Here is a 23,597-nt window from a genome sequence, read left to right on the forward strand (position 1 = left end):
GTAAAGCAAAAAGGCCGGAGCGTCACCGCTCCGGCCTTTCTCATGTCCGCAGGTCCAGCGCCGGTCAGGCGTGGATCGGCTTGGCGAAGGTGGCCATGGCGGCTTCCTTGACGGCTTCCGACATGGTCGGATGCGCGTGGCAGGTGCGGCCGAGGTCTTCCGAGGAGCCACCGAATTCCATCAGAACGGCAGCTTCGTGGATCATCTCGCCAGCGCCGTGGCCGAGGATGTGCACGCCGAGCACGCGGTCGGTCGCGGCATCAGCCAGAACCTTGACGAAGCCGTCGGTGTGGTTCATGGCGCGGGCGCGGCCATTTGCGGTGAAGTTGAACTTGCCGGTCTTGTAATTGACGCCAGCAGCCTTCAGCTCTTCCTCGGTCTTGCCGACGGAGGCAACTTCCGGCGAGGTGTAGACCACACCCGGGATGACGTCATAGTTCACATGGCCAGCCTGACCGGCGAGGATTTCGGCCAGAGCCACGCCCTCGTCTTCCGCCTTGTGGGCCAGCATCGGGCCAACGACCACGTCACCGATGGCATAGATGCCCGGAACGTTAGTCTGGTAGTGGCCGTCGATCTCGACGCGGCCGCGGTTGTCCAGCTTGACGCCCGCTTCCTCAAGGCCAAGACCGGCCGTGTAGGGACGGCGGCCAATGGCGACCAGCACAACGTCCGCTTCCAGCACCTCGGCATCGCCACCGACGGCCGGCTCGATGCTGACGGCAAGGCTATCGCCCTTCTTCTCAACGCCCGTCACCTTGGACGACAGCTTGAACTCCATGCCTTGCTTGGCAAGGATGCGCTGGAACTGCTTGGAGATGTCACCGTCCATCGGCCCGAGGATCTTGTCCATGAACTCGACCACGGTGACCTTGGCGCCCAGTCGGCCCCAGACGGAGCCCAGCTCCAGACCGATGACGCCACCACCGACGACCACCAGATGACCCGGAACCTTCTCCAGCGTCAGCGCGCCGGTGGAGGAAACCACCGTCTTCTCGTCGATCTCGACACCCGGCAGCGGCATCACGTCAGAGCCGGTGGCGATGACGATGGACTTGGTCTCAAGCTCGGTGACCTTGCCATCTTCCGCCGTGACGGAGACCTTGCCTGCAGCCAGGATCTTGCCGGTGCCGTGGAAGGCATCGATCTTGTTCTTCTTCAGCAGGAAGCCCACACCGCCGACATTGGCGTCAATGGTAGCCTGCTTGTGCTGCATCATGGCCGGCAGGTCGAGCGTGGGCACGTTCACCTTGATGCCGAGGCTTTCAAAGCCGTGACCGGCTTCATGGAACAGCTCCGAAGCATGCAGCAGCGCCTTGGAGGGAATGCAGCCGACGTTCAGGCAGGTGCCGCCATGGGTGGCGCGCTTTTCGACAACGGCGACCTTCAGGCCAAGCTGGGCTGCCTTGATGGCGCAGACATAACCACCGGGGCCGGTGCCGATGACGACGAGATCGTATTGGGACATGAGGTCGCCTCTAGGTTTCTTAAGTGAAATCGTTCGGGGATGCGGCTGCGGCTTCGAACCGTTGCAGCCTCTGGCGCACGCGCAAAGCAATGACGCCATGGAGAGCCAGCACAAGCAGGATCGAAACCCCGTGCTGCAGGGGCGTCGTCAGAGGCCAGAGGCCATATATTGCATAGACGCCCAGAGGAATGAACAGGGCCACGGCGGTGACGAGGCCCGGATTGTAGAGGCGCAGGACAATTCCCTGCACCACATGCAAGGCTGCGTTGATCAGCAGCAGATAGACCGCAATCAGCCCCCAGCCCGGCGCGATGGAGCGCATGAGCCAGAGTGACAGCGCCACGACGCCCCACACGCCCGCCACATTGACAACGAAAACCATAGGCACCGAGAGCACATCATGCCCCCGGCCGATGACATAGTTCACGAAGCGGCGGAAACGGTCGGCATCGTGCTCTTCAAGCTGATGCAGCATGTAGAAGGGAAGGCTCAGATAGACGAGCTTTTCCGGGAAGGGCCAGGTCTTGGTGAAGACACTGTTCATGGCCAGCAGGACGAGACCGGCGAGAAAACCGCCGTAGACCCAGTTGGCTTGAAGCCTTTCGAGCATGCCTCTCATGACCGGCCACCCTTTTGCAGGTCCGCCGCCGGAAGACCGGCGGCGGATGAACTGTGGAGCGCTTAGAGGTCCAGCACCAGACGGCGCGGATCTTCCAGGCTTTCCTTGACGCGGACGAGGAAGGTCACGGCTTCCTTGCCGTCCACGATGCGGTGATCGTAGGACAGCGCCAGATACATCATCGGGCGGATGACGACCTGACCGTTGACCGCCATCGGGCGTTCCTGGATCTTGTGCATGCCCAGAATGCCCGACTGCGGGGCATTGAGGATCGGCGAAGACATCAGCGAGCCATAGACGCCACCGTTGGAGATGGTGAAGGTGCCTCCCTGCATGTCGGCAACGCCAAGCTTGCCGTCACGGGCCTTGCGGCCGAGGTTGCCGATTTCCTTCTCGATCTCGGCGATCGACATCTGGTCCGCATCACGCACCACCGGCACGACAAGGCCCTTGTCCGTGCCAACGGCCACACCGATGTGGCAGAAGTTCTTGTAGATCACGTCCGTGCCGTCGATCTCGGCGTTCACAGCCGGGATTTCCTTCAGGGCGTGGCAGACGGCCTTGGTGAAGAAGCCCATGAAGCCGAGCTTCACGCCATGCTTCTTCTCGAACACGTCCTTGTAGGCGCTGCGCAGCTCCATCACCGGACCCATGTCCACCTCATTGTAGGTGGTGAGCATGGCGGCGGTGTTCTGCGCATCCTTCAGGCGGCGCGCGATCGTCTGGCGCAGCTTGGTCATGCGCACGCGCTCTTCGCGGGCCTCGTCATCAGCCGGAACAGCGGCGCGGACGGCTGCGGGCGCCGCAGCGGCAGCCGGAGCTGCGGAAACGCCAGCGGCAACAGCTGCCAGCACGTCACCCTTCAACACCTGACCACGCTTGCCGGAACCAGCAACCTGATCAGCCGACAGGCCGGTCTCGGCCAGCAGCTTGCCAGCAGCCGGGGCCGGGGGCATGGAGGACGGAGCAGCAGATGCAGCCGCCGGAGCGGGAGCAGCAGCGACAGGAGCAGCAGCGGGAGCCGGAGCTTCTGCCTTGGCTGCCGGAGCAGCAGCAGCGCCTTCGCCAGCTGCGATGTAGCCGAGGAGAGCGTTGACACCAACGGTCTCGCCTTCCTTGACGACGATGCTTTCCAGAACGCCGGAAGCGGGAGCAGGAACTTCAACGGTGACCTTGTCGGTCTCCAGTTCCACCAGCGGCTCATCAGCCTTGATGGCGTCGCCCGGCTTCTTGAACCACTGGGCAATCGTCGCTTCGGACACGGATTCGCCCAGGGTGGGCACGCGGATTTCGGTTGCCATGGTCGCCTTCTCTTAAAAAATCTGCCTTGGCCAATTCTATAGACCGGAAGCCTGCCATCCCGGGGATGGCAGGCCGAACCGGATCAGCTTGCGAATGCTTCGTCCAGGAACGCCTGAAGCTGAGCCAGATGCTTGGACATCAGGCCCGTTGCGGTCGATGCCATGGCGTCGCGGCCGGCATAGCGCGGGCGGCGGCACTTGGCGCCGATCTGGTCGAGCACCCACTCGATGTAAGGTTCGACGAAGAACCAGCTGCCCATATTCTTGGGCTCTTCCTGACACCAGACCATGTCGGCGTTGCGGAAGCGGGCCAGTTCCTGGGCGAGCGCCTTCTTCGGGAACGGGTAGATCTGCTCGACGCGGAGCAGGTACACGTCGTTGATGCCGCGCTTCTCACGCTCTTCCAGCAGGTCATAGTAGACCTTGCCGGAGCACATGACGACCCGGCGGATCTTGTCATCCGCGACGAGGCGGGTGGCGCCATCGGGCTGGTACTCGGCATCATCCCACAGCAGACGGTGGAACGTGGAGTCCTCGCCCAGCTCGACGAGCTTGGACACCGCACGCTTGTGGCGCAGCAGGGACTTCGGCGTCATCAGGATCAGCGGCTTGCGGATGTCACGCTTCAGCTGACGGCGCAGGATGTGGAAGTAGTTCGCCGGCGTGGTGCAGTTTGCGACCTGCATGTTGTCTTCCGCACAGAGCTGGAGGAAACGCTCCAGACGGGCGGAAGAGTGTTCCGGGCCCTGACCTTCATAGCCGTGCGGCAGAAGGCAGACGAGACCGGACATGCGCAGCCACTTGCGCTCGCCAGACGAAATGAACTGGTCGAACAGCACCTGGGCACCGTTGGCGAAGTCACCGAACTGGGCTTCCCACATGGTCAGTGCGTTCGGCTCAGCCAGCGAGTAGCCATATTCGAAGCCGAGCACAGCCTCTTCCGAGAGCATCGAGTTGATGACCTCGTAGCGGGCCTGATCCTCGCTCACGTGGTTCAGCGGAATGTAGCGGCTTTCGTCTTCCTGATCGTAGAGCACGCTGTGGCGCTGGGAGAAGGTGCCGCGCTCGCAGTCCTGGCCGGACAGGCGAACCGGGTGGCCCTCCTTCACAAGGCTCGCAAAGGCCAGAGCCTCAGCGGTCGCCCAGTCGATGCCCTCACCGGTTTCCATCATGGTCTGGCGGTTGGCGAGGAAGCGCGCAATGGTGCGGTGGACGTTGAAGCCCTCCGGCACTTCCGTCAGCTTCTTTCCAAGCGCCTTCAGATCATCCATGGCTACGCCGGTGGAGCCGCGGCGCGGATCTTCCTCGTCGTCCGCACGCTTCAGGCCAGACCACTTGCCGTCAAGCCAGTCGGCCTTGTTCGGCTTGTAGACCTGACCGGCCTCGAACTCGGTGTCGAGCTTGGCGCGCCAGGCAGCCTTCATGCCTTCGACTTCTTCCGCAGAGACAACACCTTCAGCCACCAGGCGGTCGGTGTAGAGCTGCAGCGTCGTCGGGTGCTTGCGGATCTTGCGGTACATGATCGGCTGCGTGAACGCCGGCTCATCGCCTTCGTTATGGCCGAAGCGGCGGTAGCAGATCATGTCGATCACGACCGGGCGGCCAAAGGTCTGGCGGAACTCGGTTGCAATCTTGGCGGCATAGACCACGGCTTCCGGATCATCCCCGTTGACGTGGAAGATCGGCGCTTCGATGACCTTCGCCACATCCGACGGATAGGGCGAGGAGCGCGAGAAGCGCGGATTGGTGGTGAAGCCAATCTGATTGTTGATGATGACGTGGATCGAACCACCGGTGCGGTGGCCGCGCAGGCCCGACAGGCCGAAGCATTCAGCCACGACGCCCTGGCCGGCAAAAGCCGCATCACCATGGATCAGCAGCGGCAGAACCGGAGAGCGGTCGATCTGGGCCGTGTCCATCATCCAGTGGCCGTCAACGGCGGAAATCTGGTCCTGCTTGGCGCGGGACTTGCCGAGCACAACCGGGTTGACAATCTCCAGATGCGAAGGGTTCGCCGTCAGCGACAGGTGAACCTCGTTGCCATCGAAGGAACGGTCGGAGGAAGCGCCGAGGTGGTACTTCACGTCGCCCGAGCCTTCCACATCGTCCGGAGCGTAGGAACCGCCCTTGAACTCATGGAATACGGCACGGTGCGGCTTGCCCATCACCTGGGTCAGCACGTTCAGGCGGCCGCGGTGGGCCATGCCGAGAACGATGTCCTTGAGGCCCATCTGGCCGCCGCGCTTGATGATCTGCTCCAGCGCCGGGATCAGCGCCTCGCCGCCATCAAGGCCGAAGCGCTTGGTGCCGGTGTACTTCACATCAATGAACTTCTCGAAGCCTTCGGCCTCGACCAGCTTGTTCAGGATGGCGCGCTTGCCCTGCGGGGTAAACTCGACGTGCTTGTCCGGCCCCTCGATGCGCTCCTGAATCCAGGCCTTGGCGGCCGGATCGGAAATGTGCATGAACTCGACGCCGAGGGTCGAGCAATAGGTGCGCTTGAGGATTTCCATCATCTTGCGCAGGGTGGCGTATTCCAGACCCAGCACGTGATCGATGAAGATCGGACGGTCCCAGTCAGCTTCGGTGAAGCCGTAAGACGAAGGATGCAGTTCCTCGTGATCGCCCGGGGCGAGAGGCGCAGCGGATCAAGATCGGCATGCAGATGGCCACGCATGCGGTAGGCGCGGATCATCATCAGCGCACGCACGCTGTCGCGGGTCGCCTGCTGAACTTCTGCGTCCGAAAGCGGCTTGCCCTTGGCATCGCCCTTCTGCTTCAGCTTGTCGCCCACGGCCTTTTCGACCGGAGCCCAGTTGCCGTCGCAGGCATTGACGAGATCGCCCTTCGCGGCGAGCGGCCAGTCGGCGCGCTTCCAGGGAGCGCCACGCGCTTCCTTCAGCACATCGGCCTTCTCATCCTTCAGCGCAGCAAAGAAGTCCTGCCACTCGGCGTCAACCGAGGTCGGGTTCTCCTGATACTGAGCGTAGAGTTCTTCGATATAGGCTGCGTTGGCGCCATAGAGAAACGACGTCATCGCGAAGACATTGTTCGCGTCCTGCCGAGCCATGCTGCATCAGCGGAGGGTCACTCCGCCCTTATTTTGGCGGACCGGCCAGATGGCAGGCCCTTGGTTTGCACGTTCGGGCCCGGCCTTGCAGCGCGGACCCCGCTCAAGAGTGCGAACGAGACGGCAACGCCGCGTCCGCTCGGGCATCCCTTATGCCTTACGATACGTAAACAAACTACGCAACCAAGACACATTTCCGGCACTTTGCTGGCGGAAATCCCCTGGATCACCGCGTGGCCGCCGGGGCCCGGTGGTTACCGAAGCGGGGCGCCATGCGCCCCGCCCGGAATTCGTATCAGCCCTTCAGGACTTCGACGAGGGTCTCGCCGAGCTTGGCCGGAGACGGGGAGACGCGGATGCCAGCCGATTCCATGGCGGCAATCTTGTCTTCCGCACCGCCCTTGCCGCCGGAGATCACGGCACCGGCGTGACCCATCGTGCGGCCCTTGGGAGCAGTCCGGCCCGCGATGAAGCCAGCCATCGGCTTCTTGCGGCCCTTCTTGGCCTCGTCCTTGAGGAACTGGGCTGCATCCTCTTCGGCGGAACCACCGATTTCACCGATCATGATGATCGACTGGGTGGCTTCGTCGGCCAGGAACATCTCCAGCACGTCGATGAACTCGGTGCCCTTGACCGGGTCACCACCAATGCCGACAGCCGTCGTCTGGCCGAGGCCGGCGTTGGAGGTCTGGAACACGGCTTCATAGGTAAGCGTGCCGGAGCGCGACACAATACCAACCGAACCTTTCTTGAAGATGGAGCCCGGCATGATGCCGATCTTGCATTCTTCAGGGGTCAGGATGCCGGGGCAGTTCGGGCCGAGCAGGCGCGACTTGGACTTCTCCAGCTTCGCCTTGACCTTCACCATGTCAGCAACCGGAATGCCTTCCGTGATGCAGACGATGAAGGGGATCTCGGCGTCGATCGCCTCGATGATGGCAGCAGCCGCACCGGCAGGCGGCACGTAGATCACGGAAGCATCAGCGCCCGTTGCATCCTTGGCCTGAGCCACGGATGCAAAGATCGGCAGGCTTTCGCCCTTGGAGCCGGACCACTTTTCGCCGCCCTTGGCCGGGTGCACGCCCGCGACCATCTGGGTGCCGTAATAGGCCAGCGCCTGTTCCGTGTGGAACGTGCCGGTCTTGCCGGTCAGGCCCTGGACAATGATCTTGGTGTCCTTGTTGACGAGAATGGACATCAGGCGGCTCCCTTCACGGCAGCGACAATCTTCTGGGCGGCATCGTCCAGATCATCAGCGGCGATCACGTTCAGACCGCTTTCGGCGATGATCTTCTTGCCGAGTTCGACGTTGGTGCCTTCGAGGCGCACCACCAGCGGAACCTTGAGGCCGACTTCCTTCACAGCGGCGAGAACGCCTTCCGCGATGACGTCGCACTTCATGATGCCACCGAAGATGTTGACGAGGATACCCTCGACCTTCGGGTCAGCCGTGATGATCTTGAAGGCCGCAGCGACCTTCTCCTTGCCTGCGCCACCACCGACGTCACAGAAGTTCGCCGGCTCCTTGCCGTAGAGCTTGATGATGTCCATGGTCGCCATGGCAAGGCCGGCGCCGTTGACCATGCAGCCGATGTTGCCATCGAGGGCAACGTAGGCCAGCTCCCACTTGGAAGCTTCGATTTCCTTGGCGTCTTCTTCCGTCTCGTCGCGCAGGGCAACGATTTCTGGATGACGGAACAGGGCGTTGCCGTCGAAGGAGACCTTGGCGTCGAGAACGCGCACGCGGCCGTTCTTCATGACGATCAGCGGGTTGATCTCCAGAAGGCTCATGTCCTTTTCCATGAAGGCCTTGTAGAGGATCGGGAACAGCTTCATGGCATCGGCGCGGGCCTCGCCCTCAAGCTTCAGCGCATCGCAGAGCTTGGCAGCGTCGGCATCCGTCACACCTGTGTCCGGGTCGATCGGCAGGGTGACGATCTTTTCCGGGGTGTGTTCGGCAACGGCCTCGATGTCCATGCCGCCCTCGGTGGAAACCACGAAGGCCGGGCGGCCAACGGAACGGTCCACGAGGATGGAGAGATACAGCTCGCGCTCGATGTCGGCGCCGTCTTCGATGTAGAGACGGTTCACCACCTTGCCGGCATCGCCCGTCTGGGCGGTGACGAGGGTGTTGCCGAGCATTTCGCCAGCGTGCTTGACCACGTCTTCCAGCGAGAAGGCGAGACGCACGCCGCCCTTGGCATCAGCAGGCAGTTCCTTGAACTTGCCCTTGCCGCGGCCACCGGCGTGGATCTGGGACTTGACGACCCAGAGCGGGCCAGGGAGCTGCTTTGCAGCCGCTTCGGCTTCAGAAGCCGAAAAGATTGCAACGCCCTCGGCAACCGGAGCGCCATATTCCTTCAGGACCGCTTTGGCCTGGTACTCGTGAATGTTCATTCTCTCCCCGTGTGTTCGGAGAACCGCCGCCGGGGAACCCGGCAGCGGACGTCATTCTTGTGAGGTTACAACCGGGCTCAGGCGAGCGCCGGCTGGATCTTCTTGCAGGCCTCGACCAGACCGTCGACGGATGCGACGGACTTGTCGAACATGGCCTTTTCGTCGGCATTCATGTCGATCTCGATGACGCGCTCGACGCCACCGGCACCGATAACGACCGGAACGCCAACGTAGGTGTCCTTGAGGCCATACTGGCCGCTGAGCGCAGCGGCGCAGGGCAGAACGCGCTTCTTGTCCTTGAGGTAGCTTTCAGCCATGGCAATGGCGGACGAAGCCGGAGCATAGAAGGCAGAGCCGGTCTTGAGCAGGCCGACGATTTCGGCGCCGCCGTCACGGGTACGCTGAACGATCTGCTCCAGACGCTCGGCCGTGCACCAGCCCATCTTGACCAGATCCGGCAGCGGAATGCCGGCAACCGTGGAGTAGCGGGTCAGCGGCACCATGGTGTCGCCGTGGCCGCCCAGAACGAAGGCCGTAACGTCTTCAACGGAAACGTTGAACTCGTCAGCCAGGAAGTAGCGGAAGCGGGCGCTGTCCAGGACGCCGGCCATGCCGACAACCTTGTGGGCGGGCAGGCCGGAAAACTTCTGCAGGGCCCAGACCATCGCATCCAGCGGGTTGGTGATGCAGATGACGAAAGCGTCCGGAGCGTGCTTGGCAATGCCTGCACCCACCTGCTCCATAACCTTCAGGTTGATTTCCAGAAGGTCATCGCGGCTCATGCCGGGCTTGCGCGGCACACCAGCGGTGACGATCACCACGTCGGAGCCTGCAATCGCCTCATAGGAGTTGGCACCGGCCAGCTTGGCATCGAAGCCATCCACCGGGGAAGACTCGGCAATGTCGAGTGCCTTGCCCTGCGGCGTGCCCTCGGCGATGTCGAAGAGGACGATGTCCCCGAGTTCCTTGAGACCGGCAAGATGAGCGAGCGTGCCGCCGATCTGACCCGAACCGATCAAAGCAATCTTATTGCGCGCCATATCCGAACGTTTCCCTTTACGTAAGATGGAACTCAATGCCATCCGCCGATGACTGGGGATGGCACTACTCCCTTTGATCCGCTCACGCAAGCCAATCAAAAGAATATTACGCTAGGGCACCTGAAGAATCTGATGCCCTCTGCGCGCCTACGTGCATGACCTATACGGAATGCATATCAGCGCGTGCATGACTTCTATTGTCTCCAGACAGGTAAGCCTCGGACCTCATCTCGATGAGACGGGACACCGTCCGGTCGAATTCGAACACCTCGGCCCCGCTTGGCGCCCTGTAGAGACCATCAGGCTGAACCTCTGCGGTGACCACCGTCTTCACCCCGTTGTCATAGAGGGCGTCGATAAGGTTGATGAAGCGCTTGGCCTCGTTCCTGCGGGTCTGGTCCATCGCAGGCACATCCTCGATGAAGACCGTATCATAGGTATGGGCGATGCGCAGATAGTCCGCTGCACCCAGCGGTTTTGCGCAGAGATCTGCGAAAGTGAAGCGCGCCACACCGTTTGCGGCACGCGGCACATCAATATGCCGGCCCTTCATGTCAAGCTGCTGGCGCTCCTCCGGGAAGCCGTTCGTCAGCTTCTCCCAGATGCCATCGGCAGCGGCCTTTGCCGCCTCGCCAAGCGGGCTGATATAGACCTCGGCACCGCCCAGTTTTTCCATCCGGTAGTCGGTTGGCGAATCGAGCATGAGCACCTCCACCTGCTTCTGCAGCAGGTGGAGGAAGGGCATGAAGAGCTGCCGGTTGAGCCCGTCCTTGTAAAGGTTTTCGGGTGCAACATTCGATGTTGCAACCATGACAACACCCCTTGCGAAGAGTTGCGTGAACAGCCGGCCAAGGATCATGGCATCGGCAATGTCGGTCACGGCGAACTCGTCAAAGCAGAGGAGACGGGTCTCTGTAGCGATCTGATCTGCAACCGGAGGGATAGGATCATCCCCCTTCACTTCGCCATTTTTCAGGGCTTGCCGCCAGGCAAAGATGCGCTCGTGGGTCTCGGCCATGAACTCATGAAAATGCACCCGGCGCTTGCGGCGGATGACGGTCACTTCCATGAACAGATCCATCAGCATGGTCTTGCCACGCCCGACACCGCCCCAGAGGTAAAGGCCATGCACGGCGGCCCACATCTCGTTCTTCTTGCGCGCAAACAGCCAGCCCAGCGCACTCTTCTTCGAGGCGAGGCGAACTTCCGCAAGACGGGCATTCAGGGAATCGAGTTTGCGGACCGCTTCCATCTGGGCGGTATCACGCGTAATGGCCCCGCTTGCTACCAGGGCCTCATATCTGCTGGCCAGCGCATGCTCGACCGGCAGATCCATGTCCTTCGTCGGCTTCAATGTAGGCTCTCCGCCTGCACCGAATGGCCTTCCGCCTTCCTGTACGGTCTGCCAGACGGGCATCTGCTGCACGACTGCGCACAAGCGCATACAATTTTCCGCTGTTGCGATACGGACAAAGCCACGTTGGCGCAAGCCCCTTCTCCAGCCGGCGGGCGCTTTTTAGCACAAGGCGGACACCCAAACGTAAAGCTTCTTCGTCAATTGCGAGAGGAAAGCGGCAAAACCACGGCCTTTTCCCTGCTCCAACTCCTCAAGGCACAATCATCAGGAGCAATTACAGAAGGCCATATCCCGAGGGATTGCAGTTGGCGCCGTTTGAGGAGAGACCACACGGCTGGCTGGCGGGAGCACGCCACCGCTCAGGCTGCGGAAGGCAGCCCGCAGACAGAGCACGGCAGAGCAACCGCAGAACAAGCGGTTGCGTCCAGATGATACGTCATTCAGGGACGGCAGGGCTTCAAAGGCGCACGAAACGGGATTTACGGCCGTTCTGCCTTTCATGAAGGCACAGGAGACGTCCCGCAAGCTCACGGCCGGCCGGGCTTGCCAGATCAGCCGGTTTGCCGCGCCCGTCCGCAATCAGCCAGATGTTGCCAGGCGTCACCATGTCGGCCATGGCGGCTGTTCCTGCGGCAATGCCGAGCTTCTCCCCGATCCGGGGCACATCCTGCCCATCCGGGTGGCTGAGTTGTTGAAGATCGCGGTGCAAAGCGCCCAGATCACCCGAATCCAGAATGAAGGTCTGAACCTTGCCGTCCGCCAGAACCGCCAGCCGGTACAGGCCCGGAAGAGCGGGCACAAGACGGCTGTTGCACGGGGTTTCGGCTACGATGCCAACCTCGGTCCACTCGGCGCGCACGGTCAGATTGACCGGCTCCTTCATTTCGCGGGCATTCCGCCGCAACTGGTCAAGATCTTGCTGATGGCGCCCGGAGCGCACGGGGCTGCTGGTGTCGGCAGCAGCCGAAGTGCCAGAAATGCGCAGACGGCGGAAAACAACCAGATCCCGGCGTAGATCCGTATGGTCAACACGCCAGCCAGCATCGAGCCAGGCGTTCTGATGAACCAGGCTCCCGCCGGAATTGGCCCACCAGGTCCGGTGCTCGCGGGCACTCATTGGCAGGCTGACGCCGAGGATATTTTCGAGTTCGTCGAGCTTTGCAGCCCAGACAACTTCGTCCAGACGGGCCAGGTGTTCACGCAGCGGGTCGTATTTCGCCATGAGCAAGCAGCATCCGATAGTTACACCCTGCTAGTCGTACCCGTTTCCCGTGAAATTTCCGGGAAACGGGTTCAAGGTGCAAGTCCGTACGTGCTCAGGCGTTTCTGGCCTCAGCGGGAGAGAGACCGGCATGCCGCCAATGGTCTGACCGTTGAAGCGCTCGCCGCCTGCACCATAGAGCTGGGCCACGGTGGCGCCGGTGCCATCCTTGAGCACGACCTGCTTGCCGCTCAGATCCCACGCCGCAATACCGGCAAGTGTGCTGTCATTGCAGCCCCGGGTGTTGGCGCGGTAGCCACCGGACCAGGTGGTCAAGGTCATGAACAGCATGCAATTGGAGCTGCCGGAGGCAATCTTCCAGCCGCCGAGCATATCATTGCGGCCAACATCTGCCGCACCAGCAGGCGGTGTTGCCGAGGCCATGGCACCGGGCGCCGTCATGCCCGGCTGCGGCGCACCCAGCGGCTCGCCAGTGATCTGGCCAGGCTGTTGCCCGGACATTGACGGGTCACTCGTCACCATACCTGGCGCGGGCGTGAGCGGCTGCAGCTGACCACCGGCCACCGGCGTCGTCGGGGAAGCCGGCAGCGGAGCCGCCGACCGGCCACCATCCATGCCCAGGCGCGAGCAGCCGGCAACACCAACGGCAAATGCCAGTACAGCGATCGTTGCAACTCGTGTCATGTCGAATCAGTCCTTCCTGCCCCACAGGGACGTTTAATTTAACCGCAAGGGCGAAAAATTCTTCCCCCGCTATGCCCCAATTCACCGGAAGGGGCAAACGTGATTGATCCGGGTGCCGTTCCGCGCCATATATGGTCCAAGTCTATGGAGGACCCAAGGGCGGCGTGTCACTTCACCGAAGGACCGCTGGAATGCCGCACCTTAACAACAATGGCAGCACCAATGGGCAGATCCGCCTCCTGGGCAGCGCCGACAAGCACCAATTCCGTGACCATCTCCTGCGTCTGGACCCAGAGACCCGCCGCAGCCGCTTCGCCATGCAGGTCAGCGACAGCTTTCTGCGGGCGTATGTAGAAACCAGCTTTGCGCTTGATACAGTCATTTACGGCTATTTCGAGGACGGCGTGCTGCGCGGCGCCGCAGAATTGCGCCCTGTCGGCAGCGCTGCATCTGCAGAAGCCGCCTTCTGCGTGGAAGACGGCTGGCGCAACATGGGGCTTGGCAGCGAATTGATGGAACTGCTGCTGATTGCCGCCAGAGCAGGCGGCTGCGAGCATATCTACATGAATTGCCTGGCGACCAACCGCTCAATGCAAGCTCTTGCCCGCAAGTTTTCGGCCAGCCTCAGTTTCGAATGCGGCGATGTGGTGGGGCATCTGGTGCCGCAGCCTGTCAGCATCCCGCCTGCCGATCCGCTTGACGGCTGGAGCCGCCTTGCCTTCGACGTGGCCCGCAAGGTCTTGGGCCTTTCCTCACACGCCCGCACAGCCCGAGGCTGACTGTCGGGTCCTGCAAAAACAAAGAAGGGCCGCGCTGGCGGCCCTTCCGTGAGATCGGCTGACCTCGTGTCCGGATCAGATCCCGGCGAAACCTCGCACTGCCAGAGGCTGCTCCAGCACCGCTCCATTCCGCCCAGACATCAGGGTCAGGCTCGGGGTCTCACTCGACATGGGCTCACCTCCTTTCAATAGTTGCAGACAGGAACAGCTTACCGCGAACAGAAACGGGGGCAAGAAAAAACCGCTGAAAACGCCTGCAGGCGGGAAGCCTGGACGGATTTGTGCAAGCCGCTGAATTTGTTCACTCTTTTGACTAAAGAGGCGGAAGATTGCAGATTCTGGGCCGTCAAAGGCAACCAAATGGCGGCCCAGGGCGTTGCAGACCGCATGAGACAAAGGCCCGGCCGGCGGCAAATTGGGGCGGTGATTGCCACAGATCATCCCAAGATCCGCCATCAGGACCAATCACTCTGGCTTGTCCAAGCGGGAGGCTGCAATGATGCAGGGAAGGTACCATGCCAATGGGGCGGAGCATGCGGAAACGCTGTTCTGTGAACATCGTGAGCTGGCTAATTCTGTGGAGACCCTGGCAGCAGGAGATCCTTGCGGGGTTGAGCCAGGGCGTCCGGAGGGCTATGCGTGCCCTTCCGCTCTCTTGTCAGGGGGCTGCGGTCCCCCGCTGCACCCCTTCTGTCTCAGACACGGAGCACCGGATCAAGGCAGGCAGGCCTGACCCGGACTTTACGCGGGATACCGGGCGGAATCAGTCCGTTGTCCCTGCCCTTCTGCCTGCAACCCGTTCGCAGGCTCCACCGCCACCGCCCTGCAGAGCCTTGCCTGCCGTGCCGCTGCGCGGTGTTGCACGTGTGCCATGCCCGGCCAGCGGCTCCACGCCGTCCGGACATGTCCTTTCGATCAACTGTCCAGCGGGGAGCCTGAACCCTTGACCTTCCATCCGACCCCCAGTTGCCGGCTCAGGCCGTGCAAAGACCCCGGGACATTCGCCTTGATGTGTTTCGTGGCCTTGGCATGTTCATCATCTTCATCTCCCACCTGCCGCAGAGCTGGTGGGCGAACTGGATCCCGGCGCGATTCGGTTTTTCCGACGCGACGGAGATTTTCGTCTTCTGCTCCGGCATGGCCTCGGCCCTTGCCTTTGGCAAGATCTTTGACCAAAGCGGCATGCTGCTTGGAACCGCACGCATCGGCCAGCGCATGTGGCAGGTGTACTGGGCGCATATCTGCCAGTTTCTCGTGATCGCCGCGGGCCTCGCCGCTCTCATGAACAGCGGCTATCTGGAGCGCTGCTGCGGACTGAAGGAAGATTATGTGCAGGCGCTGAACCTGCGCTATTTCTTTGAAGACCCGCTTGGCAACCTGCCGGGCCTGCTCAGCCTCACCTATGTGCCGAACTATTTCGACATTCTGCCCATGTATGTCGCCATGCTCGCCATGGTGCCGGTGATGATCTTCATCGCAGCCAGAAGCCGGATTGCCTTCTTTGCCGCAGCCATCGGCATGTGGGTGGCGGCAAACATGCATCTGGTCAACCTGCCCGCCGAGCCCTGGTCCAACCGTCCCTGGTTCTTCAACCCCTTCGCCTGGCAGCTGGTCTTCTTCACGGGCTTTGCCTTCATGAAGGGCTGGATTCCGGTGCCTCCGGTCAACCGCCGCCTCGTCTGGATTGCGGTTGTGGCCGTTCTGATCAGCATTCCCTTTGCCAATTTCCGCATCTACGAGGCTGTTCCGGGCTTCCAGGCGCTGCGGGACGCGGCCAAGCCGCTCTGGGTCAAGACGGAGCTTGGCATCCTGCGCTATGTCCACTTCCTGGCACTGGCCTATCTCGCCTATGTGGCGGTTGGCCCCAATGGCGAACGCCTCCATGCACAGGGCCGGTTCTCCGGGCCGGTTCTGTCGGTGCTGCGCAAGGTGGGCCAGCAGTCTCTTCCCGTCTTCCTCGCCAGCCTGCCGATCGCACAGGCAACCGCGATCCTGCGCGACATGGCAGGCGGCCGGGACAACTGGTTCCTGCAGGCTGTTTCCAACCTTGCAGGCCTCGCAGCCATCGTGGCCGCCGCCTATCTGGCTGCATGGTTCAAGAGCCAGCCCTGGCGAAGCAGGACCAAGCCTGCCGCCGCTCCCTGCCGGTCAAGGCGCATGCAAAGGCTCAGTCCGGCAAACCTGCTGTGTCTGCCTATGGGCCTCCGGCAAGGCCCGTCAGAACACCGGGCGCGCTGCCGCAGGGCGTCTGACATCGGGCATACAAACACGAAAGGCGCAGCCTCCGAAGCTGCGCCTTTTGCATTTCTATCCAATGCGAAGCGTGATCAGTGGACTGACAGCATCGTCAGTTCATGCTCATAGGCATTGGCGATGGCCGCTTCGCGGCTGTCGGCAACGATGATCGGCGTCCCATCCGCATTAAGCAATGCCCATAGCCGCAGGCCACGGGCAATATGCGCCGCGCCGGGGAAAAGGCGGGCAAGATCATCGGAACTCATCTGGCGCAGATAGCCCACCTGACCGGCACCGAGCCGGGCAAACAGCTCCGGCGTCAGGTCATGCGGGTCCATTGCGCGTTCATTTGCATCGCGCGTCATGGCGTTGTCTCCTTGATCGGACAGCAGTCACTGCCCTGAAAGTCAGTCCCTTGCGGTGATCTCGATCCGGCGCACGACGCGCTCCGGCTCCGGGCGGGCAAGATCAATCGACAGCAGCCCGTCCTTGAGATCGGCTCCGAGGATTTCGATGCCCTCCGCCAGCACAAAGGCGCGCTGGAACTGGCGGGCGGCGATGCCGCGATGCAGATACTGACGGGACTTGTCTTCGGACTGGCGTCCGCGAATCACCAGCTGACGCTCCTCGACGGAGACATCAAGCTGCTCGCGGGTGAAGCCTGCCACGGCAAGCGTGATGCGAATGACCTCGCCATGCTCGTCCGACTTGGGAAGGCGTTCGATATTATAGGGTGGATAGCCGTCATTCGCGGCTTTAGACACCCGGTCAAGTACCCGTTCAATGTCGTCGAAGCCGAGCATGAACGGGCTTGAAAACGCTGACATTCGCGTCATCGTCAAAGTCCTCTACAAAGCGACCTTGAGAACCGGACCCTCGCCTGAGGCATCCGGAGCCGGGGTGCCAATCACCCCGCTTGAGTCCAATATGGCGGCTGGCAGCAGCAGTTTCAAGCAAGGGGCGGCTACGCCCTCCACAGGGAAACCAGACATGGCTAACAAACAGGCCCATGAAGAGCATATCGCAGAGAAAGCCGCCAGCCGGGTGACCAGAGCCCGCTACGACAGCTTCTGTGCCTCGCTTCCAGCCACAACCCACGTCATCCAGTGGGAAGGCGCCTCCGTCTGGAAGGTCGGCGGCAAGATCTTCGCCATCTGGTCAGACTGGAAAGGCACGCCCGCCGTCAGCTTCAAATGCTCGGACATGGCCTATCAGATGCTGAGCGAACAGCCCGGCCTTGCCCCCGCCCCTTATCTGGCCCGGGCGAAATGGATCCAGCTGCACGACATCGGCGCCCTGAGCGAAACAGACCTCTTCGCCTATATCCGCGCCGCCCACACCCTCGTTGCCGCCAAACTCACCCGCAAGCTCCGGCAGGAACTGGGGCTGGGATAGGAGGCAGGTCAGGATCTGGGAATGCGGGCAAACCCCTTGCCGAGAATGGGACCGGTCGGGCGGCCGGTTGGCGAGCCGCCAGCCGGTTCGAAGGTAATCTCGTAAAGCTGCTCTTCCTGCGGTTCGGGCAAACCAGAAAGAGACAGGGTTGCGCCCTTGAGGGCAGTAAGCACGCCCATGGACACCGGAGCTTCAGCCTGCTGCGGCAGGGTCCAGACCTCCAGAGACTGGCCGGCCGGCACACTGACATCGGCCAGCGGCACCACCTTGGCCTGCTCTCCGCCGAAATCCTCGATCATCACCACCGGATTGCCGCCCGCATCCATGAGGATGGCCACCACTTGCGGCTCCTGCAGGCGCAGCATGGCCGCAGTCAGCCCTGCGGCCAGCAACACCGATGCGGCCATGCCCGTCAGAGCCAGCAGCTTCCAGCGGGTAACAGCCGCTCTGACCCGGTTGTCATTCGCCGGTGGCGGCACCTCTTCAGCCCCGGCTGTATCCCGTGGCAAGGCTTCGAGCCCCGCCTCGATCCTTTGCCAGAGCTCTGACGATACCGGTGCAGCAGATCCTGCCAGATCCAGTTCCAGAAACCGGTCCTGTGCAGCTCCCGTCAGCCGGGCAAGCTCCGTATCGGTTTCCAACCGGTCGGCGAAGGCCTTACGCTCTTCGTCGTCCATGAGACCCAGAATATAAGCATCCGCCTTTTCTGCGTCCGTCAGAAAGCCGGTCATGCCATGCACTCCCGCAGGGCCAGAAGGGAACGGCGGATCCAGGCCTTGGCCGTGCCCAGAGGCAAACGCAGGCGTCCGGCAATTTCCCCGTGGCTGTAGCCGGAGACATAGGCCATCAGGATTGTCTTGCGGCGCAGGGCATCAAGGCGTGACAGGCAGGCTTTCAGGCGGCTGGAAGTGTCGAGTTCATCGAACAGGTCCGTATAAAGCGTCTCGTCCCCATCTTCGCGCAGCTGATCAAGACTTTCGGCGGAAGCCAGTTCCTCCCGGCCTGAATCGCGCAGGGCATTGAGCGCCCGGCTGCGGACGATGGTGTAAAGCCAGCCACGCGCGCTGCCTCGGGCCGGATCATATTGCCCGGCCTTGCGCCAGATCTGCAGGAATGCTTCCTGCACGATTTCCTCGGCAAGGTCATGGCGGCGCAAGATACGCAGCGCAATGGTCACCATGCGCGCAGCTTCGCTTTCGTAGATCGTGGCAAGGCCGTCCCGGCTGCCTTCTGTGCAGGCTTTCAAGGCCTGTTCAAGCCGCTGCTGCGGGTCTTCCATCGTCCTGTTTCCCTGTTACCGCTGCGAGAGTAGACGTCTGCCGCTTCATGGCAAGAGCAACATCACCGTCCCTCCCGTTTCGTTGACACATGGGCGGCCAGAACGGATGCAGAAAAAATCTTCTCTGCACTGCATCCAGACAGGGGTCCTCCCGTGTCTAGAGGCTGTACGGTCCTGAAAGGCCGTGCATCCCGAAGATTGAGGAGATGCAGATGACCATGACCCGACTTGTGACCCTTGCAGCGGTTTCCGCGCTGACCATCGGCGGCGCACAAGCTGCGCAGGTGGCCGGGCTTTCTGGCGAAAACACGCTGGTGCTGTTCGACACGGCCAATCCGGGACAGACCCGGACACTGGAAATCACAGGCACAGGACGCCTCACCGGCATCGACTTCCGCCCGGCCAATCAGGCCCTCACTGGCGTGACGGCAGAAAATGTAATCGTCACCATCGATCTTGAGACAGGCAAGGCCACGGAAGTGGCGAAGATGGACATTCCGCTGACGATTGACGAGATGCCAGTCATCGTCAACTTCAACCCGGCAGCAGACCGCCTGCGCTACATGACCGGTACGGTGAACCACCGCGTTCATCCGGATACGGGCGCCGTCACCGTAGATGGCAGCCTCGCTTATGAAGAGGGCAGCATGCACAAGGGCGAAACGCCGGATATCGCCGCTGCCGCCTACACGAATTCACGCGGCAAGCCCGAAAAGACAGCCATGTACAACATCGACGCCACCATCGGCGCGCTGGTGCAGCAGACAAAGCCGAATGACGGCACGCTGAAGGAAATCGGCAAGCTCGGCATCGACGGGAAGCCAGCGGCCTACGCCTTCGACATCGAAGCCACCGCAGATGGCCAGAACACAGCCTGGCTGGTGGCGGACAATGTGCTCTACACGGTCGACCTGATGACCGGCGCTGCCACGAAATCAGGTGAAATCACGGGCCTGAGCCAGCCGCTGCGCGCCATCACCATCCAGCCGGCGATGTAACAAGCCGGTTCAAAGCATCGCCTTCGCTCCGGAGTGGCCGGTCCAGCGGACTGGCCACCCGCATCTTTGCGCCTATCCAATCCGATCCGGCAGCACGCCCGTCATCCTGCAAGCATGCTTCACAGACTGATGCCACCGGAGTCACAGTCTTCAGCCTCCCTCATTGGAGATGAAGCATGAGCAGCACGGTCAAGGGCATCGACGTTTCGCACTATCAGGGCACAGTCAACTGGGCGGATGTGGCGGCGAGCGGCGCCGCATTTACCTTCATCAAGGCGACGCAGGGCACGAGCTATGTCGACCCCATGTTCCAGACCAACTGGAGAGGGGCGAAGGCCGCGGGACTGAAATGCGGGGCCTATCTCTTCTTTGAGCCGAACGTGAGTTTCCTGGATCAGGCCGAGCTGTTCATTCATCAGCTCAAGACCGCAGGCTATGACAGGACGGCAGACCTGTTGCCGGCCATTGACTGCGAAGTGGCCTCTGGTGTCACCAACTCCGAGTTCAGCTACGCCCTGTCGCAGCTCCTGAACATTCTGGAGATATATTTGCGCGTGAAGCCGCTGATCTATACCTCGCCCGGCTTCTGGAGCAGCGTCGGCAACCCGGATTTCTCGGCCTATCCGCTTTGGGTCGCCGAATACACCACAGCTCCGGCCCCCACCCTGCCGCCAGACTGGACGAGCTATGCCTTCTGGCAATACAGCCAGAGCGGCACGGTCAGCGGCATCAGCGGCGCTGTGGATCTCGATGTCATGGGCACCGCGCTTGCCGCACGGCGGACAAGGCCTGACTGGTTCTGAAGCCGGACATGCAAAGGCCCGGCGCATGGCCGGGCCTTCAGATCAGCGGACGTGCCGCGATCAGTCTTCGATGCGCTTGCCGGTTGCCTTGTCGAAGGCATGGAGATTGGCAGCGCGGGCGGTGAAGCTGACGCGCTGGCCGGTCTCGTAGCGGGCATGGGCCGGCACGCGGATGACAACCTGCGGCCCGCTTTCGCTGCCCACGGTGCCATAAAGGAAGCTCTCCGCCCCGACCGGCTCCAGCACACCGGCCACCACATCCAGCGTCAGGCCGCCCGCTTCCGCAGGCTGCTCGCTGGCAAGAGCCAGATGCTCGGGCCGCACGCCGAGGATGACCTCTGCGCCCTTGCCCATGTCCGGAGCGTCAAGCCCCGCACCACCCGGCAGCGACAGGCGGCCATTGGCGGAAGCCGTCGTGATCAGGTTCATGGCCGGAGAGCCGATGAACGAGGCCACGAAGGTGGAGGCCGGACGCTCATAGACCGAGATCGGATCACCGATCTGTTCGATCTCACCACCGCTGAGCACCACCAGACGGTCAGCCAGTGTCATGGCTTCCAGCTGGTCGTGCGTCACATAGACGGAGGTGGTGGCCAGCGACTTCTGCAGGCGCTTGATTTCCACACGCATCTGCACGCGCAGCTTGGCGTCGAGGTTCGACAGAGGCTCGTCGAAGAGGAAGGCTGCCGGCTCGCGCACGATGGCACGGCCCATGGCCACGCGCTGGCGCTGGCCGCCGGAAAGTGCCTTGGGCTTGCGGTCGAGATAGGCACCGATTTCCAGGATGCGCGCAGCTTCCTTGACGCGGCGGTCGATCTCGTCCTTCGGCACACCACGGTTGCGCAGGCCGTAGGCGAGGTTGTTGTAGACCGTCATATGCGGATAGAGCGCATAGTTCTGGAACACCATGGCAATATCGCGCTCGGACGGGTCAACGCGGTTGACCACACGGTCACCGATGCGGATGTCACCGGAGGAGATTTCCTCAAGCCCCGCGATCATGCGCAGCAGGGTGGACTTGCCGCAGCCGGAAGGGCCGACCAGCACGATGAACTCGCCGTCGGCAATGTCCATGGACACGCCTTTGACCGCTTCGACGCCGCCGGCATAGACCTTGCGGACGTTATCAAGAGTGATGGTAGCCATTACTTTTCCGTCTCCACGAGACCTTTGACGAAGAGTTTCTGCATGAAGATGACAACGAGCACCGGCGGCAGCATGGCCAGCACAACGGTGGTCATCACCAGATGCCATTGCGGATGCGCATCGGCCACGTCAGCCATGCGCTTGATGCCCATGACGATCGTGTAATAGGACGTGTCAGTGGTCACCAGCAGCGGCCAGAGATACTGGTTCCAGCCGTAAATGAAGAGAATGACGAAGAGCGCCGCAATGTTTGTCCGGCTGAGCGGCAGCAGGATATCGCGGAAGAACTTCATCGGACCTGCCCCATCCACGCGCGCGGCTTCCATCAGTTCCTCAGGCACCGTCAGGAAGAACTGGCGGAAGAGGAACGTTGCCGTTGCCGAGGCAATCAGCGGGATGGCCAGGCCGGAGTAGCTGTTCAGCATGCCCAGATCCGCAACCACCTTGTAGGTGGGCAGGATACGCACTTCCACCGGCAGCATCAGGGTGATGAAGATCATCCAGAAGGCAAGCTGGCGGAAGGGGAAGCGGAAATAGACGATGGCGAAGGCCGAGAGGATCGAGATGCAGATCTTCCCGATGGCAATCGCAAGCGCCATGACCAGAGAATTGAACATCATCGGCCCCAGCGGCGGCGCACCGGCCGAGCTGTTGCCAGATGTCATCATGGTGCTGAAATTGGCTATCGTCTCGCTGCCCGGCAGCATGGGGATGACGCCAGACATGAAGTCATTGGGGCCGTGGGTGGAGGCAATCACCGCCACATAGACCGGGAAGGCGACGATGAAGAGGCCAGCCAGCAGCACGAGATGCGTGAGGGCGGTCAGCCAGGGTTTGTTCTCAACCATTTGCGCCTCTCTCAGTAAGCCACGCGCCGCTCGATGAAGCGGAACTGGATGACGGTCAGCACGATCACGATTGCCATCAGCACGACGGACTGAGCCGCGGAGGAACCGAGGTTGAGGCCGACGAAGCCGTCGGAATAGACCTTGTAGACAAGGATGTTGGTGGCCTGTGCCGGGCCGCCCTTGGTGGTCGCGTCAATCACCGGGAAGGTGTCGAACATAGCGTAGACGAAGTTGACGACCATCAGGAAGAAGGTGGTGGGCGAAAGCAGCGGCAGCACGATCGTGAAGAAACGCTTCACCGGGCGCGCGCCGTCAATGGCACCAGCCTCCAGCAGCGACTGAGGAATGGACTGAAGCCCTGCCAGGAAGAAGATGAAGTTGTACGAGATCTGCTTCCAGCTTGCGGCCAGGATGACGAGGAGCATCGCATCCACCTTGCTGGTGCTGTGGTTCCAGTTGTAGCCAAGCCCATGCAGCAGATAAGGGAAGATGCCGATGGACGGGTTGAACATGAACCACCACAGGATGCCCGCCACCGCCGGGGCCACCGCATAGGGCCAGACCAGCAAGGTGGAATAGACATTGCGCGAGCGGATCAGGTTGTTGCAGGCCACGGCCAGCACAAGGGCAAGGCCAAGCGAAAGCAGCGCTGTCGAGACGGCGAAAATCGCCGAGACATACAGCGAATTCAAATAGGTAGGGTCCGCCAGCAGGCGGATGTAATTATCCACCCCGACGAATGTCGTCTTGAAACCAAAAGCATCTTCCCGGAGGAACGACTGCCAGATGGCCTGGCTTGCCGGCCAGAGGAAGAAGACGCCGGTAATGGCAAGCTGCGGTGCCAGCAGAAGATAAGGCAGCAGCTTGTTGGGGAAGATGGCGCGTTTTGTCTGCATAAGGCCCACCCTGAACGCAAAGAGGCAAGCCCGCGCGGGAAGCGCGGGCTTGCCTGCCGT

The 23,597-nt window shown here is 61.9% G+C and carries 22 protein-coding genes and 1 pseudogene; 5 read left to right on the forward strand and 18 right to left on the reverse strand.

Annotated elements, in window-relative coordinates:
- Nucleotides 1–64: 64 nt before the first annotated feature.
- The 10 genes and pseudogenes from lpdA to ACQB61_RS17660 all read right to left on the reverse strand — a co-directional run bounded on the left by lpdA (nucleotide 65) and on the right by ACQB61_RS17660 (nucleotide 13,158).
- Nucleotides 65–1,468, reverse strand: coding sequence for a dihydrolipoyl dehydrogenase (gene lpdA / locus ACQB61_RS17615; protein ID WP_430513676.1), 1,404 nt, complete (start codon nucleotides 1,466–1,468; stop codon nucleotides 65–67).
- 19 nt (nucleotides 1,469–1,487) lie between these two features.
- Nucleotides 1,488–2,087, reverse strand: coding sequence for an HXXEE domain-containing protein (locus ACQB61_RS17620; protein ID WP_430513677.1), 600 nt, complete (start codon nucleotides 2,085–2,087; stop codon nucleotides 1,488–1,490).
- Nucleotides 2,088–2,149: 62 nt separating this feature from the next.
- Entirely contained in the window at nucleotides 2,150–3,388 is a 1,239-nt protein-coding gene (odhB, locus tag ACQB61_RS17625) for a 2-oxoglutarate dehydrogenase complex dihydrolipoyllysine-residue succinyltransferase (protein WP_430513678.1), read from the reverse strand.
- Between the two features lie 83 nt (nucleotides 3,389–3,471).
- Nucleotides 3,472–6,458, reverse strand: a pseudogene (locus ACQB61_RS17630) (2-oxoglutarate dehydrogenase E1 component).
- Nucleotides 6,459–6,753: 295 nt separating this feature from the next.
- A complete protein-coding gene (gene sucD / locus ACQB61_RS17635; protein ID WP_019963709.1) occupies nucleotides 6,754–7,656 on the reverse strand; it encodes a succinate--CoA ligase subunit alpha in 903 nt (300 codons plus the stop codon).
- Nucleotides 7,656–8,855: an ADP-forming succinate--CoA ligase subunit beta gene (gene sucC, locus ACQB61_RS17640; RefSeq protein ID WP_430513679.1), complete on the reverse strand. Its 1,200-nt coding sequence runs from the start codon at nucleotides 8,853–8,855 to the stop codon at nucleotides 7,656–7,658. The genes sucD and sucC overlap by 1 nt, the downstream gene beginning before the upstream one ends.
- Before the next feature lie 77 nt (nucleotides 8,856–8,932).
- Nucleotides 8,933–9,895: a malate dehydrogenase gene (mdh, locus tag ACQB61_RS17645; RefSeq protein ID WP_430513680.1), complete on the reverse strand. Its 963-nt coding sequence runs from the start codon at nucleotides 9,893–9,895 to the stop codon at nucleotides 8,933–8,935.
- A gap of 160 nt (nucleotides 9,896–10,055) precedes the next feature.
- Complete coding sequence (zapE, locus tag ACQB61_RS17650) at nucleotides 10,056–11,231, reverse strand: cell division protein ZapE (protein ID WP_430514404.1); 1,176 nt, start codon at nucleotides 11,229–11,231, stop codon at nucleotides 10,056–10,058.
- Between the two features lie 478 nt (nucleotides 11,232–11,709).
- Entirely contained in the window at nucleotides 11,710–12,474 is a 765-nt protein-coding gene (locus ACQB61_RS17655) for a DUF7662 domain-containing protein (protein ID WP_430513681.1), read from the reverse strand.
- 30 nt (nucleotides 12,475–12,504) lie between these two features.
- Nucleotides 12,505–13,158, reverse strand: a complete 654-nt coding sequence (locus tag ACQB61_RS17660; RefSeq protein ID WP_430513682.1) for a protease inhibitor Inh/omp19 family protein — start codon at nucleotides 13,156–13,158, stop codon at nucleotides 12,505–12,507.
- A 191-nt stretch (nucleotides 13,159–13,349) separates the two neighbouring features.
- Here ACQB61_RS17660 and ACQB61_RS17665 point away from each other — a divergent pair, with 191 nt between their 5' ends.
- Nucleotides 13,350–13,937: an N-acetyltransferase family protein gene (locus ACQB61_RS17665; protein WP_430513683.1), complete on the forward strand. Its 588-nt coding sequence runs from the start codon at nucleotides 13,350–13,352 to the stop codon at nucleotides 13,935–13,937.
- 75 nt (nucleotides 13,938–14,012) lie between these two features.
- On the opposite strand, the gene ACQB61_RS17670 is transcribed toward ACQB61_RS17665, so the two are convergent.
- Nucleotides 14,013–14,393, reverse strand: coding sequence for a hypothetical protein (locus tag ACQB61_RS17670; protein WP_430513684.1), 381 nt, complete (start codon nucleotides 14,391–14,393; stop codon nucleotides 14,013–14,015).
- A gap of 525 nt (nucleotides 14,394–14,918) precedes the next feature.
- On the opposite strand from ACQB61_RS17670, the gene ACQB61_RS17675 reads away from it, so the two are divergent.
- Nucleotides 14,919–16,301, forward strand: a complete 1,383-nt coding sequence (locus tag ACQB61_RS17675; RefSeq protein ID WP_430513685.1) for an OpgC family protein — start codon at nucleotides 14,919–14,921, stop codon at nucleotides 16,299–16,301.
- On the opposite strand, the gene ACQB61_RS17680 is transcribed toward ACQB61_RS17675, so the two are convergent.
- Nucleotides 16,265–16,537, reverse strand: coding sequence for a DUF1150 family protein (locus ACQB61_RS17680; RefSeq protein WP_430513686.1), 273 nt, complete (start codon nucleotides 16,535–16,537; stop codon nucleotides 16,265–16,267). The two genes, ACQB61_RS17675 and ACQB61_RS17680, sit on opposite strands and share 37 nt — an antisense overlap.
- A gap of 42 nt (nucleotides 16,538–16,579) precedes the next feature.
- Nucleotides 16,580–17,008, reverse strand: coding sequence for an Hsp20 family protein (locus tag ACQB61_RS17685; RefSeq protein WP_430513687.1), 429 nt, complete (start codon nucleotides 17,006–17,008; stop codon nucleotides 16,580–16,582).
- A 154-nt stretch (nucleotides 17,009–17,162) separates the two neighbouring features.
- On the opposite strand from ACQB61_RS17685, the gene ACQB61_RS17690 reads away from it, so the two are divergent.
- Nucleotides 17,163–17,567, forward strand: a complete 405-nt coding sequence (locus ACQB61_RS17690; RefSeq protein ID WP_430513688.1) for an MmcQ/YjbR family DNA-binding protein — start codon at nucleotides 17,163–17,165, stop codon at nucleotides 17,565–17,567.
- An 8-nt stretch (nucleotides 17,568–17,575) separates the two neighbouring features.
- Here the strand turns inward: ACQB61_RS17690 and ACQB61_RS17695 are convergent, their stop codons facing one another.
- Together ACQB61_RS17695 and ACQB61_RS17700 are read right to left on the reverse strand one after the other, a co-directional pair.
- Nucleotides 17,576–18,298 (reverse strand): anti-sigma factor, encoded by a 723-nt coding sequence (locus tag ACQB61_RS17695; RefSeq protein WP_430513689.1) that lies wholly within the window; start codon nucleotides 18,296–18,298, stop codon nucleotides 17,576–17,578.
- A complete protein-coding gene (locus ACQB61_RS17700) occupies nucleotides 18,295–18,846 on the reverse strand; it encodes a sigma-70 family RNA polymerase sigma factor (RefSeq protein ID WP_430513690.1) in 552 nt (183 codons plus the stop codon). The genes ACQB61_RS17695 and ACQB61_RS17700 overlap by 4 nt, the downstream gene beginning before the upstream one ends.
- A gap of 206 nt (nucleotides 18,847–19,052) precedes the next feature.
- On the opposite strand from ACQB61_RS17700, the gene ACQB61_RS17705 reads away from it, so the two are divergent.
- Nucleotides 19,053–19,844 carry a DUF4394 domain-containing protein gene (locus tag ACQB61_RS17705; RefSeq protein ID WP_430513691.1) on the forward strand — a complete coding sequence of 264 codons (792 nt, stop codon included), beginning with the start codon at nucleotides 19,053–19,055 and terminating at the stop codon, nucleotides 19,842–19,844.
- Between the two features lie 176 nt (nucleotides 19,845–20,020).
- Nucleotides 20,021–20,647 carry a glycoside hydrolase family 25 protein gene (locus ACQB61_RS17710; RefSeq protein ID WP_430513692.1) on the forward strand — a complete coding sequence of 209 codons (627 nt, stop codon included), beginning with the start codon at nucleotides 20,021–20,023 and terminating at the stop codon, nucleotides 20,645–20,647.
- A 60-nt stretch (nucleotides 20,648–20,707) separates the two neighbouring features.
- On the opposite strand, the gene ACQB61_RS17715 is transcribed toward ACQB61_RS17710, so the two are convergent.
- The 3 genes from ACQB61_RS17715 to ugpA are packed head-to-tail and all read right to left on the reverse strand — an operon-like array spanning nucleotide 20,708 to nucleotide 23,537.
- Nucleotides 20,708–21,793: a sn-glycerol-3-phosphate import ATP-binding protein UgpC gene (locus tag ACQB61_RS17715; RefSeq protein WP_430513693.1), complete on the reverse strand. Its 1,086-nt coding sequence runs from the start codon at nucleotides 21,791–21,793 to the stop codon at nucleotides 20,708–20,710.
- Nucleotides 21,793–22,641: a sn-glycerol-3-phosphate ABC transporter permease UgpE gene (ugpE, locus tag ACQB61_RS17720; RefSeq protein WP_430513694.1), complete on the reverse strand. Its 849-nt coding sequence runs from the start codon at nucleotides 22,639–22,641 to the stop codon at nucleotides 21,793–21,795. Before ugpE ends, ACQB61_RS17715 begins: the two co-directional genes overlap by 1 nt.
- Nucleotides 22,642–22,652: 11 nt before the next feature.
- Nucleotides 22,653–23,537 (reverse strand): sn-glycerol-3-phosphate ABC transporter permease UgpA, encoded by an 885-nt coding sequence (gene ugpA, locus ACQB61_RS17725; RefSeq protein WP_430513695.1) that lies wholly within the window; start codon nucleotides 23,535–23,537, stop codon nucleotides 22,653–22,655.
- Between the last annotated feature and the right edge of the window lie 60 nt (nucleotides 23,538–23,597).

Origin of the sequence: Pannonibacter phragmitetus (assembly GCF_050510895.1) — a bacterium.
Lineage (GTDB): Bacteria > Pseudomonadota > Alphaproteobacteria > Rhizobiales > Stappiaceae > Pannonibacter > Pannonibacter phragmitetus_B.